This window comes from Pediococcus pentosaceus ATCC 25745 (genome assembly GCF_000014505.1).
Lineage (GTDB): Bacteria > Bacillota > Bacilli > Lactobacillales > Lactobacillaceae > Pediococcus > Pediococcus pentosaceus.
In genome coordinates this window covers 1493161-1508328 of sequence record NC_008525.1, presented here as the reverse complement: position 1 = coordinate 1508328, position 15168 = coordinate 1493161, and the positions used below count along the sequence as shown (strand labels likewise).

The 15168-nt window shown below is 41.6% G+C and carries 9 protein-coding genes, 6 tRNA genes and 3 rRNA genes; 17 read left to right on the top strand and 1 reads right to left on the bottom strand.

The annotated features are described in order from the left end of the window. Positions 1 to 345: 345 nt before the first annotated feature. The 15 genes from PEPE_RS07480 (at position 346) to PEPE_RS07410 (ending at position 11846) form a co-directional block, all read left to right on the top strand. Positions 346 to 1922 (top strand): 16S ribosomal RNA (locus PEPE_RS07480). A 78-nt stretch (positions 1923 to 2000) separates the two neighbouring features. Continuing rightward, positions 2001 to 2075, top strand: a tRNA-Ile gene (locus PEPE_RS07475). 5 nt (positions 2076 to 2080) lie between these two features. Then, positions 2081 to 2153: transfer RNA gene (locus PEPE_RS07470), tRNA-Ala, on the top strand. Between the two features lie 186 nt (positions 2154 to 2339). After that, positions 2340 to 5263 (top strand): 23S ribosomal RNA (locus PEPE_RS07465). A gap of 94 nt (positions 5264 to 5357) precedes the next feature. Beyond that, positions 5358 to 5474: ribosomal RNA gene (rrf, locus tag PEPE_RS07460) — 5S ribosomal RNA — on the top strand. Together the 16S, 23S and 5S rRNA genes with 4 tRNA genes alongside form the textbook arrangement of a ribosomal RNA operon. Positions 5475 to 5480: 6 nt before the next feature. Continuing rightward, positions 5481 to 5553, top strand: a tRNA-Asn gene (locus PEPE_RS07455). 48 nt (positions 5554 to 5601) lie between these two features. Beyond that, positions 5602 to 5674: transfer RNA gene (locus PEPE_RS07450), tRNA-Thr, on the top strand. Between the two features lie 92 nt (positions 5675 to 5766). Continuing rightward, positions 5767 to 7233 (top strand): peptide MFS transporter, encoded by a 1467-nt coding sequence (locus PEPE_RS07445; protein WP_002834588.1) that lies wholly within the window; start codon positions 5767 to 5769, stop codon positions 7231 to 7233. 67 nt (positions 7234 to 7300) lie between these two features. Next, entirely contained in the window at positions 7301 to 7834 is a 534-nt protein-coding gene (locus PEPE_RS07440; RefSeq protein WP_011673715.1) for a dihydrofolate reductase family protein, read from the top strand. A 4-nt stretch (positions 7835 to 7838) separates the two neighbouring features. Continuing rightward, positions 7839 to 8654 (top strand): metallophosphoesterase, encoded by an 816-nt coding sequence (locus tag PEPE_RS07435; protein ID WP_011673714.1) that lies wholly within the window; start codon positions 7839 to 7841, stop codon positions 8652 to 8654. 88 nt (positions 8655 to 8742) lie between these two features. Then, positions 8743 to 8828, top strand: a tRNA-Tyr gene (locus PEPE_RS07430). 3 nt (positions 8829 to 8831) lie between these two features. Then, positions 8832 to 8903 (top strand) — tRNA-Gln (locus tag PEPE_RS07425). A gap of 215 nt (positions 8904 to 9118) precedes the next feature. Next, positions 9119 to 9910, top strand: a complete 792-nt coding sequence (gene proC, locus PEPE_RS07420; RefSeq protein WP_002833221.1) for a pyrroline-5-carboxylate reductase — start codon at positions 9119 to 9121, stop codon at positions 9908 to 9910. A 65-nt stretch (positions 9911 to 9975) separates the two neighbouring features. Further along, complete coding sequence (gene nagA, locus PEPE_RS07415) at positions 9976 to 11118, top strand: N-acetylglucosamine-6-phosphate deacetylase (RefSeq protein ID WP_002833222.1); 1143 nt, start codon at positions 9976 to 9978, stop codon at positions 11116 to 11118. Positions 11119 to 11144: 26 nt separating this feature from the next. Continuing rightward, entirely contained in the window at positions 11145 to 11846 is a 702-nt protein-coding gene (locus tag PEPE_RS07410) for a GntR family transcriptional regulator (RefSeq protein WP_002833223.1), read from the top strand. Positions 11847 to 11873: 27 nt separating this feature from the next. Here PEPE_RS07410 and PEPE_RS07405 read toward each other — a convergent pair whose 3' ends face one another. Beyond that, positions 11874 to 12605, bottom strand: coding sequence for a WecB/TagA/CpsF family glycosyltransferase (locus PEPE_RS07405; RefSeq protein ID WP_002833224.1), 732 nt, complete (start codon positions 12603 to 12605; stop codon positions 11874 to 11876). Between the two features lie 107 nt (positions 12606 to 12712). Between PEPE_RS07405 and PEPE_RS07400 the strand changes: the two genes are divergently transcribed. Further along, a complete protein-coding gene (locus tag PEPE_RS07400; protein ID WP_011673713.1) occupies positions 12713 to 14176 on the top strand; it encodes a nicotinate phosphoribosyltransferase in 1464 nt (487 codons plus the stop codon). A gap of 17 nt (positions 14177 to 14193) precedes the next feature. Then, positions 14194 to 15012 (top strand): ammonia-dependent NAD(+) synthetase, encoded by an 819-nt coding sequence (nadE, locus tag PEPE_RS07395; protein ID WP_011673712.1) that lies wholly within the window; start codon positions 14194 to 14196, stop codon positions 15010 to 15012. The last annotated feature ends 156 nt before the right edge of the window (positions 15013 to 15168 follow it).

Genomic DNA, 15168 nt, shown 5'->3' with positions numbered 1-15168 from the left:
CTTTACTAAGTAATTATTACTTTTTTAAAATAAACTATTGACGAATCACGGGTAAAATTGGTATTATATTCTAGCAGCGTTAGTTCGCAGCAGTCATCGAATTAGATTTATGAAAAAATGCTAAAAAAAGTTATTGACAGTAATTGATCTCGATGATATAGTTAAATAGTTGTCAAAAGCGCTAACAGCGTTGATATGACAACGATAGTAGACCTTTGAAAACTGAACAAAATTTTGACAATCAATAGTGTAGGGTCTTACAAATCGCAAGATTATGTAAGAAAACATTATGCGAAGTCAATTCGCAAAACAAACAATTAATGAGCTTGAAAAAGACTCATCATTTAATATGAGAGTTTGATCTTGGCTCAGGATGAACGCTGGCGGCGTGCCTAATACATGCAAGTCGAACGAACTTCCGTTAATTGATTATGACGTACTTGTACTGATTGAGATTTTAACACGAAGTGAGTGGCGAACGGGTGAGTAACACGTGGGTAACCTGCCCAGAAGTAGGGGATAACACCTGGAAACAGATGCTAATACCGTATAACAGAGAAAACCGCATGGTTTTCTTTTAAAAGATGGCTCTGCTATCACTTCTGGATGGACCCGCGGCGTATTAGCTAGTTGGTGAGGTAAAGGCTCACCAAGGCAGTGATACGTAGCCGACCTGAGAGGGTAATCGGCCACATTGGGACTGAGACACGGCCCAGACTCCTACGGGAGGCAGCAGTAGGGAATCTTCCACAATGGACGCAAGTCTGATGGAGCAACGCCGCGTGAGTGAAGAAGGGTTTCGGCTCGTAAAGCTCTGTTGTTAAAGAAGAACGTGGGTAAGAGTAACTGTTTACCCAGTGACGGTATTTAACCAGAAAGCCACGGCTAACTACGTGCCAGCAGCCGCGGTAATACGTAGGTGGCAAGCGTTATCCGGATTTATTGGGCGTAAAGCGAGCGCAGGCGGTCTTTTAAGTCTAATGTGAAAGCCTTCGGCTCAACCGAAGAAGTGCATTGGAAACTGGGAGACTTGAGTGCAGAAGAGGACAGTGGAACTCCATGTGTAGCGGTGAAATGCGTAGATATATGGAAGAACACCAGTGGCGAAGGCGGCTGTCTGGTCTGCAACTGACGCTGAGGCTCGAAAGCATGGGTAGCGAACAGGATTAGATACCCTGGTAGTCCATGCCGTAAACGATGATTACTAAGTGTTGGAGGGTTTCCGCCCTTCAGTGCTGCAGCTAACGCATTAAGTAATCCGCCTGGGGAGTACGACCGCAAGGTTGAAACTCAAAAGAATTGACGGGGGCCCGCACAAGCGGTGGAGCATGTGGTTTAATTCGAAGCTACGCGAAGAACCTTACCAGGTCTTGACATCTTCTGACAGTCTAAGAGATTAGAGGTTCCCTTCGGGGACAGAATGACAGGTGGTGCATGGTTGTCGTCAGCTCGTGTCGTGAGATGTTGGGTTAAGTCCCGCAACGAGCGCAACCCTTATTACTAGTTGCCAGCATTAAGTTGGGCACTCTAGTGAGACTGCCGGTGACAAACCGGAGGAAGGTGGGGACGACGTCAAATCATCATGCCCCTTATGACCTGGGCTACACACGTGCTACAATGGATGGTACAACGAGTCGCGAGACCGCGAGGTTAAGCTAATCTCTTAAAACCATTCTCAGTTCGGACTGTAGGCTGCAACTCGCCTACACGAAGTCGGAATCGCTAGTAATCGCGGATCAGCATGCCGCGGTGAATACGTTCCCGGGCCTTGTACACACCGCCCGTCACACCATGAGAGTTTGTAACACCCAAAGCCGGTGGGGTAACCTTTTAGGAGCTAGCCGTCTAAGGTGGGACAGATGATTAGGGTGAAGTCGTAACAAGGTAGCCGTAGGAGTACCTGCGGCTGGATCACCTCCTTTCTAAGGAATAAACGGAAACCCACACTATGTCAAAGTTTTGTTTAGTTTTGAGAGGTCTACTCTCAGAGCACGCGTATCGGGCCTATAGCTCAGCTGGTTTAGAGCGCACGCCTGATAAGCGTGAGGTCGATGGTTCGAGTCCATTTAGGCCCATACATGGGGAATTAGCTCAGCTGGGAGAGCGCCTGCCTTGCACGCAGGAGGTCAGCGGTTCGATCCCGCTATTCTCCATTAAACAACTAAGGTTGTTTATTCTTTTGTTCTTTGAAAACTGAATAATATCTATAATTTTCTAATTTTAATTGTTAATCATAATTAAACCGAGAGAAAACCGCGTAATTTAAAGAGTTATAAAACAAGATTAGTTCAAAGATTAATCGCTAAACTCAATTAATCACTTTACCGTAGGTAAAGATAGGTTAAGTTAGGAAGGGCGCATGGTGAATGCCTTGGTACTAGGAGCCGATGAAGGACGGGACTAACACCGATATGCCTCGGGGAGCTGTAAGTAAGCTTTGATCCGGGGATTTCCGAATGGGGCAACCCAATAGTTTTAATCGACTATTATCCGCATCTGAATACATAGGATGTGTGAAGGTAAACGTGGGGAACTGAAACATCTCAGTACCCGCAGGAACAGAAAGAAAATTCGATTCCCTGAGTAGCGGCGAGCGAAACGGGAAGAGCCCAAACCAGGAAGCTTGCTTCCTGGGGTTGTAGGACTGAACATTTGAGTTACCAAAGAACTTGATAGCTGAAGAATCTGGGAAGATTCGCCAGAGAGGGTGATAGCCCCGTAAGTTAAATCAAGTTCTCTCAGTTCAGGATCCTGAGTACGGCGGAGCACGTGAAATTCCGTCGGAATCCGGGAGGACCATCTCCCAAGGCTAAATACTACCTAGTGACCGATAGTGAACCAGTACCGTGAGGGAAAGGTGAAAAGCACCCCGGAAGGGGAGTGAAATAGTTCCTGAAACCATGTGCCTACAAGAAGTCAGAGCCCGTTAATGGGTGATGGCGTGCCTTTTGTAGAATGAACCGGCGAGTTACGTTCGTATGCCAGGTTAAGTTGAAGAGACGGAGCCGAAGCGAAAGCGAGTCTGAATAGGGCGATATAAGTATGCGGATGTAGACCCGAAACCAAGTGACCTACCCATGTCCAGGTTGAAGGTGCAGTAAAATGCACTGGAGGACCGAACTCGTGTACGTTGAAAAGTGCTGAGATGAGGTGTGGGTAGCGGTGAAATTCCAAACGAACTTGGAGATAGCTGGTTCTCTCCGAAATAGCTTTAGGGCTAGCCTCGGAATTAGGATCGTGGAGGTAGAGCCACTGTTTGGACTAGGGGCCCATCAAGGGTTACCGAATTCAGATAAACTCCGAATGCCATCGATTTATGTCCGGGAGTCAGACGGTGAGTGATAAGATCCATCGTCGAAAGGGGAACAGCCCAGACCACCAGTTAAGGTCCCTAAATATATGTTAAGTGGAAAAGGATGTGGAGTTGCATAGACAACTAGGATGTTGGCTCAGAAGCAGCCACCATTTAAAGAGTGCGTAATAGCTCACTAGTCGAGTGATTCTGCGCCGAAAATGTACCGGGGCTTAAACATATTACCGAGACTGTGGATGCCACCATTAGGTGGCGTGATAGGAGAGCGTTCTAAGGGCAATGAAGGCAGACCGTGAGGACTGTTGGAGCGCTTAGAAGTGAGAATGCCGGTATGAGTAGCGAAAGATAGGTGAGAATCCTATCCACCGTATGACTAAGGTTTCCTGGGGAAGGCTCGTCCTCCCAGGGTTAGTCGGGACCTAAGCCGAGGCCGAGAGGCGTAGGCGATGGATAACAGGTTGATATTCCTGTACTAGTTAAACTTGTTTGAACAATGGAGGGACGCAGTAGGCTAAGGAAAGCACCCAGCTGGAAAAGGGTGTCCAAGCAGTAAGTCTGAAGTAGAGTCAAATGCTTTACTTCTTAAGGACAAGCTGTGATGGGGAGCGAAATTTAAGTAGCGAAGTTCCTGACGTCACACTGCCGAGAAAAGCTTCTAGTTAGAGTTTAGCTACCCGTACCGCAAACCGACACAGGTAGTCGAGGAGAGTATCCTAAGGTGAGCGAGAGAACTCTCGTTAAGGAACTCGGCAAAATGACCCCGTAACTTCGGGAGAAGGGGTGCTGATCGCAAGATCAGCCGCAGTGAAAAGGCCCAGGCGACTGTTTATCAAAAACACAGGTTTCTGCAAAATCGTAAGATGACGTATAGGGGCTGACGCCTGCCCGGTGCTGGAAGGTTAAGGGAATGAGTTAGCGTAAGCGAAGCTCTGAACTGAAGCCCCAGTAAACGGCGGCCGTAACTATAACGGTCCTAAGGTAGCGAAATTCCTTGTCGGGTAAGTTCCGACCCGCACGAAAGGCGTAACGATCTGGGCACTGTCTCAACGAGAGACTCGGTGAAATTATAATACCCGTGAAGATGCGGGTTACCCGCGACAGGACGGAAAGACCCCATGGAGCTTTACTGTAACTTGATATTGAGTGTTTGTACAGCTTGTACAGGATAGGTAGGAGCCGTAGAATCCGGAACGCTAGTTTCGGAGGAGGCAATGGTGGGATACTACCCTCGTTGTATGAACCCTCTAACCCGCGCCACTAATCGTGGCGGGAGACAGTGTCTGGTGGGCAGTTTGACTGGGGCGGTCGCCTCCTAAAGAGTAACGGAGGCGCCCAAAGGTTCCCTCAGAATGGTTGGAAATCATTCGTAGAGTGTAAAGGCAGAAGGGAGCTTGACTGCGAGACAGACAGGTCGAGCAGGGACGAAAGTCGGGCTTAGTGATCCGGTGGTACCGTATGGAAGGGCCATCGCTCAACGGATAAAAGCTACCCTGGGGATAACAGGCTTATCTCCCCCAAGAGTTCACATCGACGGGGAGGTTTGGCACCTCGATGTCGGCTCATCGCATCCTGGGGCTGTAGTCGGTCCCAAGGGTTGGGCTGTTCGCCCATTAAAGCGGTACGCGAGCTGGGTTCAGAACGTCGTGAGACAGTTCGGTCCCTATCCGTCGCGGGCGTAGGAAATTTGAGAGGCGCTGTCCTTAGTACGAGAGGACCGGGATGGACACACCGCTGGTGTACCAGTTGTTCCGCCAGGAGCATCGCTGGGTAGCTATGTGTGGATGAGATAAACGCTGAAAGCATCTAAGTGTGAAACTCACCTCGAGATTAGATTTCCCATTGCCTTCGGGCAAGTAAGACCCCTGAAAGATGATCAGGTAGATAGGCTAGAAGTGGAAGTGTAGTGATACATGGAGCGGACTAGTACTAATCGGTCGAGGACTTAACCAAGTAGAAGTGGTTGAATCTCGAAGGAAAAAATAGATATTGTTCAGTTTTGAGAGAGCAAAAGTTTTCTCAAGTGATAACGTAAGTTAGCACAGAGTGTGGTGACGATAGTGAGAAGGATATACCTGTTCCCATGTCGAACACAGAAGTCAAGCTTCTTAACGCCGAGAGTAGTTGGGGGATCGCCCCCTGCGAGGGTAGGACGTTGCCATGCGTTTATTCCGGCATAGCTCAGTTGGTAGAGCATCTGACTGTTAATCAGGGTGTCGACGGTTCGAGTCCGCCTGCCGGAGTTAGGCTGTATGGATGTTAACTGGAAAGTTAGCATCCTTTTGTTATATGCCGGCTTAGCTCAGTTGGTAGAGCGGCGGTATCGTAAACCGTAGGTCAGGTGTTCGACTCACCTAGCCGGCATTTGTTTGGATGCGCCTTAATGTTAAGTTAAGGCGCATTTTTTCATATACAGTCTTTGTTTTTAAGGCGAAAATTATGGAGGAAATATACAATTGAATACACAAGATAAGGATACAGCATTTCTTGGTCAACCACGTGGATTAATGACGTTGTTCTTCACGGAAATGTGGGAACGTTTCAGTTACTACGGTATGCGTGCAATTTTAATTTATTACATGTATTACGCTGTAACCAAGGGTGGTTTAGGCTTTAGTCAAGCCACTGCTGCTTCAGTAATGGCCATTTATGGTTCACTGGTTTATCTAGCTAGTGTTGCTGGTGGGTTTATCAGTGACCGAATTTTAGGTAGTCGAAAAACCGTATTTTACGGTGGTGTATTGATCATGTTTGGTCATATTGCACTTTCACTTCCTTTCGGTGGGGCGGCCCTACTAGTATCAATTGCTTTAATTGTTGCTGGTACTGGTATGTTAAAACCAAATGTTTCTGAAATGGTTGGATCACTATATTCCGTGGAGGATACGAGACGTGATGCCGGATTTAGTATTTTTGTTTTCGGTATTAATCTAGGTGCTTTATTAGCTCCCATAATTGTTTCGTGGGTTGGTTTTAATATGAGTTTCCATGCTGGATTCTCATTAGCTGCAATTGGTATGTTCTTTGGATTAGTCCAATATTATATTGATGGTAAAAAATATTTAAATAAAGATAGTTTATATCCATCAGATCCAATTCAACCCGATGAAGTCAAAAAATTTAGTCTTCGAGTTTTAATGGGTGTGATTGTATTAGCATTAATTTTAGTGGTTATGTTTGTTGCTAATGCATTAACAATTGATAATGTTGTTCTATTAATTAGTATTATTGCTGTTATTGCTCCAATTGTTTACTTTATCATCATGTTTTCAAGTAGTAAGGTTTCTAAAACAGAACGTTCACGTTTATGGGCTTATGTGCCATTATTTATCGCTGCAACGTTATTCTGGGCAATTGAAGAACAAGGTTCAGTTGTTTTAGCATTATTTGCTGCTGATCGTACTCAATTAAACTACGGTTGGATGCATATTACGCCCGCTAACTTCCAGTCCCTTAATCCATTATTCATCATGCTTTATACACCAATTTTTGCATGGCTATGGACTAAGTTAGGTAAGAAGCAACCTTCATCACCTAAGAAATTTACGTATGGACTTGTATTTACGGGTCTATCATACTTATTTATTGCTTTACCTGGTTTGATGTTTGGTACTGATGGTAAGGTTAATGCTCTTTGGTTAGTTGGTAGCTGGGCAATTGTTGAAATTGGTGAAATGTTAATCTCACCAATTGGTTTATCTGTAACAACCAAATTGGCACCTGCTGCATTTGCTTCTCAAATGATGAGTATGTGGTTCTTAGCCGATGCTGCTGGACAAGCAATTAACGCTCAGTTAGTTCGCTTCTACCCAGGACATGAAGTAGCTTACTTTATTGTATTAGGTCTTGTAACACTAGTCTTTGCACTCGTACTATTAATTTGTTCACCATGGATTACTAAGAAGATGCAAGGGATTAGATAATTAAATATTTGAATTCAAGAGATGAACTAGGTTATGCTTAGTTCATCTTTTTATTTTGGAGGGATTTATGGCTAGAAAAGTAATACTTTTTATTGCAATGAGTATTGATAATTACATTGCTGACGATCAAGGTGCCGTTGATTGGTTGGAGAAAAATGTCCATGGTACCGAAAGTGATGACAGTTATGAGAAAATGTATTCCAAAATAGATACGGTTATTATGGGAAGAACTACCTATGAACAAGTAACACAAAAATTATCTCCGGAAAAATATGTTTACGCAGATCGGCAGACGTATATTGTTACGTCTCACCTAGGGGAAGATACAGATAAGATTAAATACTGGAAACAGTCGCCAGTAGAATTAGTTAAAAGGATCCAAAAGGAGAAGGGAAAAGACGTTTGGATTGTGGGAGGAGCTAAGCTTATTGATCCGCTCGTGCAAGCCAATTTAATTGATACATATATTTTAACAACGGTCCCGATTTTTTTAGGATCAGGTATTCGACTTTTTGATCGATTAGAGGAGCAAGTCCCGGTCCGTCTTATAGATGTATATCAAAAAAACGAATTAGTATATTCGATTTATCAGAGAGGTTAATAGTTTGAAAATTGCAGCAACTAGCGACAATCATTTCGATGTGAACAAAATAGATGAAAATCAAATGGCTCAAAAACAAGCCGAGTATCTTTTAAAACAACATGTGGGAGTATATTTAATAGCAGGAGACCTATTTAATAAATTTAATCGAAGCATGCAGTACGTGGAAAAGCTACAGGAATTAGTGGGAGAACACACTAAAGTTTTTTTCATAGCCGGAAATCATGATATGTTGAACGATATCGACTATAATCAATTAGAATCAAATTTAAGCCCATTATACTTACATAACCAGTTCTATGACGTTCCTGGGACTAAATGGCGTATTATTGGAAATAATGGGTGGTACGACTATACGTTTGCAGATAATGTTGATAAAACCACCGAACAGTTTTGGCGTTGGAAAAAGTCTTTCTGGATTGATACTGGAATTGAACAGCCTATGTCAGATATTGAACGAATGAATATTGTGTTGAAGCAAACTGAACAACAAATGCAGCAGGCCAGTCGGAGAAAAGTGTTATTTATGACTCACTTTGCAGTAAGACATGAGTATATTCATTATTCCGAAGATGCCCGCTTTTGGAACATGATTAATGGAATGGCGGGGAGCAGAAGAATGGAAAAGTTGTTGGAAACATACCAGCCTGAATTGGTGATATCAGGACATTTACATCATCATTTTAAACCACTTGCAAAGTCTAATGGAATATATTATAATAATTCAGTCGGTTATCATAACAACCGAATCAACGAGTGGAGTTCAGATGATTTCTTCACTGAATGGACTCAGCGATTGCTTATAACCGATCTCAAATAATTTTGAAAAAAGTTTAAAAAAAAGCTTGCAAAATTATTCGAGATTGGGTATTATTATTAAGTCGGATAGATAAGACGACAACTTATATGGAAGGGTAGCGAAGTCTGGCTAAACGCGGCGGACTGTAAATCCGCTCCTTCGGGTTCGGTGGTTCGAATCCACTCCCTTCCACCATATTGGGCTATAGCCAAGCGGTAAGGCAACAGGTTTTGATCCTGTCATGCGCTGGTTCGATCCCAGCTAGCCCAATCTAGTTTTCAGAAACATCATATCAATGATATGATGTTTTTTTGTATCTAAATCAATAAATCACAGGTAGTTTTAATATGTTTCGTTTTTAGAATGGTATTAGTAATTAGTTGGAGGTTTATAGCTTAAATTTTTAATTGGAGGCTTTCAATATTGGCCTAGTTAATGATAGGATAAGGAGAACAAAATGAAATAACCAATGGGGGGCTTTTTTTATGAAAATTGGATTTATTGGTGTAGGTAATATGGCCAAAGCGATTATCAAGGGTTTGTTAAAAAATAATTTTGAAAGCACAGATATACTGGTACACAGTGCGCATCAATCAAGTTATGGACCTTTCGCAGAAAAGAATCAACTAATAGCGACAAAATCTAACCAAGAACTTGTTAGAAATTCGGATATCATTGTCATAGCGGTTAAACCATACGTAGTAAAAACGGTTATAGACGAAGTCAGAGATGATTTAAATCATCATCAGTTAGTTGTCTCACTGGCATCAGGAATTAGTATAGAAGATCTACAGACCAGCTTAGATGAGCAACAACCTATCTTACGCATTATGCCGAATGTTAACGTTGAAATTGGCGAAGGAATGACAGCGGTCGTTGCTAATGGTGATCTTAAAATGGAACCATTTCAGTCTGGGGTTAAAATCTTTGAAACTGTTGGAAGTACAATGGAACTTGCTGAAAAAGACTTTCCAATTTTTTCAGCAATTGCTGGTAGTGCACCTGCCTATGCTTACTTGTTTATTGATGCTCTTTCACGGGCGGGAGTTAAACATGGATTAACTAAGGCTTCTGCTACAAAGATCGCTGCTCAAATGGTCAAAGGTAGCGCAGAAATGGTTCTGAAATCCGATGAGATACCGTATGCCTTAATTGATAAAGTATCTTCTCCAGGTGGTACAACAGTAGCGGGACTCCTAGCAATGGAAGAAGCAGGCTTTTCACCAGCGGTTGTTAAGGGAATCGATGCTACGGTAGCAAAAGAAATCAATCATTAGAATCTTGTTTTTTGGTCTATACCGATATATAATGGATTTAGATTAAAAATTTAGGAGGAAAATTCATGAGTACAGTTTTGCGTCATGCTACTATTTATACTGGTTTAGAAAAAATTGAAGATGGTTACATTCGATTTGGTAAAAAAATTGAAGCCGTTGGTCCAATGAGCGAATACAAAGCCCAAGGTGATGATCAAGTTTTCTATGCTGGAGAAAAGATTATTGTTCCAGGATTCATTGATGTACATACACACGGTGGATACGGATTTGATGCCATGGATGGTGATCCAGATCAAATCAATGAAATGGTAAATAAAGCCGTTGTTAACGAAGGGGTTACCAGCTTCTTTTGTACAACAATGACCCAATCAAATGCCAACATTGAAAAAGCAATGCGTGGGGTTGCGAAAGCTGCTGAAGATAACCCAGTTATCCAAGGGGTTCATTTGGAAGGACCATTTATTTCTACTAAGTATAAGGGTGCTCAACCTGAAGAGTACATCAAGGATCCAGATGCAGAACTTTTGGGTAAATGGAATGAATTATCTGGTGGTCGTGTTAAGTTGATTACAATTGCACCTGAACATAAGGGATCTGATGCTTTTGAAGCTTACTGTTTAGACCATGGAATTGTGCCTTCAGTGGGTCATTCAGACGCAACTCGTGCGGAACTACTAAATAGTACTGTTACTCATGCAACTCATCTTTACAATGCTCAACGTGAGTTTAAGCATCGCGAACCAGGTGTAACTGGACACGTTATGTTAGAAGACAACATTTACGCTGAATTAATTTGTGATGGCTTCCATATCGTTCCTGATATGCTTAAATTAGCATACGAAGTTAAGGGACCAGAACGAATTGACCTAGTTACAGATTCAATGCGGGCTAAAGGATTTGCTGAAGGTGAAAGTGAACTTGGTGGACAAAAAGTTTACGTTAAAGACAAACAAGCACGTTTGGAAGATGGTACATTAGCTGGTTCTGTACTTGCATTTGATGATGCATTTAGAAATGCAATGCGTTTCTTTAATTGCGGAATTGCTGAAGCTGTACAAATGAGCTCAGTTAACCAAGCTCGCGAATTTGGTTTGGATTCAAAGGGAACACTTGAAGTTGGTAAGGATGCAGATATCAACGTCTTTGATAGCAACCTTAACAAATTGGAAACATATAGTTACGGGAAAAAGTTTTCTAAAGAAGACTAATAGTCAAACATTATAGGGGTACAAGAATGAATTCACCGGTATATATTCAAATTCATAATGAAATCAAAAAGGCGATTGAAGCCGGGAAATGGAAAGTGGGAGAGCGAATTCCAGCTGAACGTGAACTTTCTACAGAATTTAGTGTAAGTCGAATGACTCTTCGCCAAGCTATTTCAACTTTGGTTGATGAGGGAATTTTGGAACGTAAGGTGGGTTCGGGAACCTATGTTGCTAGTCAGAAAGTTCAAGAAAAGGTTTCAGGAGTTACTAGTTTTACGGAATTAACGGAGGCTCAAGGTAAAAAGCCGTCTAGTCGGACAATTTCGTACCATACTAGTGAACCTTCTTTAAGTGAAATTGAAAAATTACAGTTAAATGATGGTGATCTAGTATTGCGGATGGAGCGTATTCGATTTGCTGACGCTGTTCCAATTTGTTATGAAACGGCAACTATTCCAGAAAAGCTAGTTAGTGATTTTAGTAAATCTGAAGTGACTAAATCACTTTATAAAACTCTGGAAGAAAAAGCAGGGTTGATGATTGGACGTGCGGAACAAACCGTCTCGGCGATGTTGGCTTCTGAAAAAGTGTCAGAGTATTTAGATATTAAACGTGGCGATGCAATTCTACGTTTACATCAATTATCGTATGCTCAAGATGGTACACCGTTTGAATATGTACGTACTCAGTATGTAGGCGAACGTTTTGAATTTTATTTAAATCGTTAATAAAAAAGAAGGAAGAATAGGCTAATCCTATTTTTCCTTCTTTTTATTTGCTTTAAAGGCTTCCATCATAAAAATCGGTAATACTATTTGGCGTTTGATTCGTTTAGGGTCACTTAATAAACGATATAACCACTCAACGTTATGTTTTTGCCAAAATTCAGGAGCCCGTTTAACAGTTCCGGCGTAGACGTCAAAGCTACCACCGATTCCCATCCAGATTGCTGGGGTAAAATGACGATATTTAGCAATAAATTCCTCTTGTTTTGGAAAACCTGTAGCTACAAAAACTATTTCAGGTTGAAGTTCTTTAATCTCGTCAATAATCGGAAGGGAATCTTTGAAATAGCCGTCGTGATAACCAACCAAATTAATACCAGGATGTTCATGATGAACTTTATGAACAACTTTTTTGATTACGGCAGGTTTCCCACCTAAGAAGTAGGCTTTGGAATGATGTTCATTGGCCCACTGCATGAGTTCAGTAAAGACATCATATCCAGTTACTCGCTCTGTCAACGGCGTTTTCGTGAACTTGGATGCTTTAACGATTCCAATCCCATCAGGAACTAAATAATCAGCAGAACGCACAATTTTTGCGTAATTAGGATTTTTGCGAGCAAACATGATGATTTCCGGATTAGCAGTGATGATAAAACGATTTTGATGTTGAAGAAGATCTTCTTCAACTTGTTTTAAAAACTGTGATTTAGTGACATTCAGAAAATTAAATCCGAGAATATTAACAAAATTATATTTCATAAGGGTCTCCTAGATTAAAAATTGCGATTTAATGTATAAATGATAAAATTAAAACAACTGTATTGTTAGATTAAATAAAAACATAAAAGAGTAGGAGCATAATCATCATGGTAAAAGAGTTTCCAGATGACACATTAACTTTGCATACAGATGCGTATCAAATCAATATGATCCAAACCTATTGGAATAAAGGAATTCACAACAAGACGGCGATCTTTGAAGTGTTTTTCAGAAATATGCCATTTGATAATGGGTATGCTGTTTTTGCTGGATTAGACCGCATTATTGATTATATCAGTAACTTACATTTTTCAGAGAGCGATATTGAATATTTAAAGGATGTGGCTGGTTATCCAGACGATTTTTTAGCTTACCTTAAAGATTTTCATTTTAGAGGTACAATTCGTTCTGCAGTTGAAGGCGACCTAGTTTTCAACAACGAACCTATTTTACAAGTCGAAGGGCCACTTGCCGACTGTCAATTAATTGAAACAGCGTTATTGAATATTGTCAATTACCAAACCTTAATTGCTACAAAAGCGGCTCGCATTAAGTCGGTAGTTGGTTCAGACAAGTTACTTGAATTTGGTACTCGGCGTGCGCAAGAAATGGATGCTGCCCTTTGGGGAACTCGCGCTGCTTACATTGGTGGCTTCGATGCTACCAGTAATGTACGGGCCGGTAAGAAATTTGGAATTCCAGTAAGTGGGACACACGCGCATGCATTGGTTCAATATTACATGAATGATTATGATGCTTTCAAAGCGTATGCGACAACTCACCGTGATTGTGTTTTTCTAGTAGATACATTTGATACATTAAAAAGTGGGGTACCTAATGCTATTCGCGTAGCAAAAGAAATGGGCGATAAGATTAATTTCTTAGGAGTTCGAATTGACAGTGGTGACATGGCCTATTTATCGAAACGTGTTCGTGAACAATTAGATGAAGCAGGTTTCCCTAATGCTAAAATTTTTGCATCGAATGATTTAGATGAAAAAACAATCCAAAACTTGAAGATGCAGGGAGCTAAGATTGAAGTTTGGGGCGTTGGTACTAAGTTGATTACGGCATATGATCAACCAGCGCTAGGTGCAGTTTATAAGATGGTGTCAATTGAACGTGACGGTAAAATGGTGGATACCATCAAATTATCAAATAATGCTGAGAAAGTTTCTACTCCAGGTAAAAAACAAGTTTGGCGTATTTCAAGAAACTCAGATGGAAAATCGGAAGGTGACTATATCACTCTTTGGGATGAAGATCCTCGAGTAGAAGAGTCTCTATACATGTTCCATCCGAACTACACGTATATTAATAAAACGGTCACTGATTTTAAAGCTCGTCCAGTTTTACAAACCATTTTTGAAGATGGTAAATTAGTTTATGATCGACCAAGTTTGGCTGAGATTAAAGAATTTGCTCGTCGTAGTTTGGATTCTCTGTGGGATGAGTACAAACGGGATTTAAATCCACAAGATTATCCGGTGGATCTTTCACAAGATTGCTACGACAATAAAGTTGCTATTATCAAGCGAGTCCGTGAATATGTTGGGAAACTAAAATTTTAACAAACTAGGTGATAAAATTGCGAGAATTACAAAAAGAGATTATTGAAACTTTAAAGGTTCAACCGACGATTGACCCAAAACAGGAAATTCGTCGTAGTGTAGATTTTATGAAAAATTATCTAAAAAAAGTTCCTAGTTTACGTTCCTTAGTGCTCGGAATCTCAGGTGGACAGGATTCAACCCTTGCCGGTGCGTTAGCTGAAATTGCGGTTCGTGAATTACGGGAAGAAACGGGTATTCAAGACTACCGGTTCATTGCAGTTCGCTTGCCCTATGGTGTGCAAGCGGATGAATCCGATGCAATGAAAGCAATCGAATTTATGCAAGCCGATGAAGTAGTTCGAATTGATATCAAACCAGCGGCAGATGCCATGGTTGCTGCGTTGGAAGCTAATGATTTAAAAATTTCTGATTTTAACAAAGGGAATATCAAAGCTCGTGAACGGATGATTGCTCAATATGGTATTGCGGGAAGTAATGCTGGAATTGTAATTGGAACCGATCATGCTGCAGAATCTGTTACGGGATTTTATACTAAATTTGGTGATGGCGGAGCTGATATTATCCCTCTTTGGCGCTTGGATAAGCGACAAGGAAAGGCAATGCTAAAAGAGCTCAACGCACCGGTTGAACTTTATGAAAAGACCCCAACGGCTGATTTAGAAGAGGAGCGTCCAGCGTTGCCTGACGAAGTGGCCTTAGGGGTTACTTACGACGATATTGACAACTATCTGGAAGGTCGCGAAATTAGTTCTGAAGCGGCTGACAAAATTGAAGGTTGGTATAAACGGACGGCTCATAAACGAGTTTTACCTTATACGGTTTTCGACAACTAATTATTAAGAGAAGGGGTTTAGCTTGTAATTAGTTTGAATGGTCGGTTATAATCAAATTGTAGACATGAGGGAGTAACTTGCAGACTATCTGCGATAATATCACCAACAAGAATAAATCTGGTATTATCTTAATTTAGTGAGACTCATGTGTGTGGG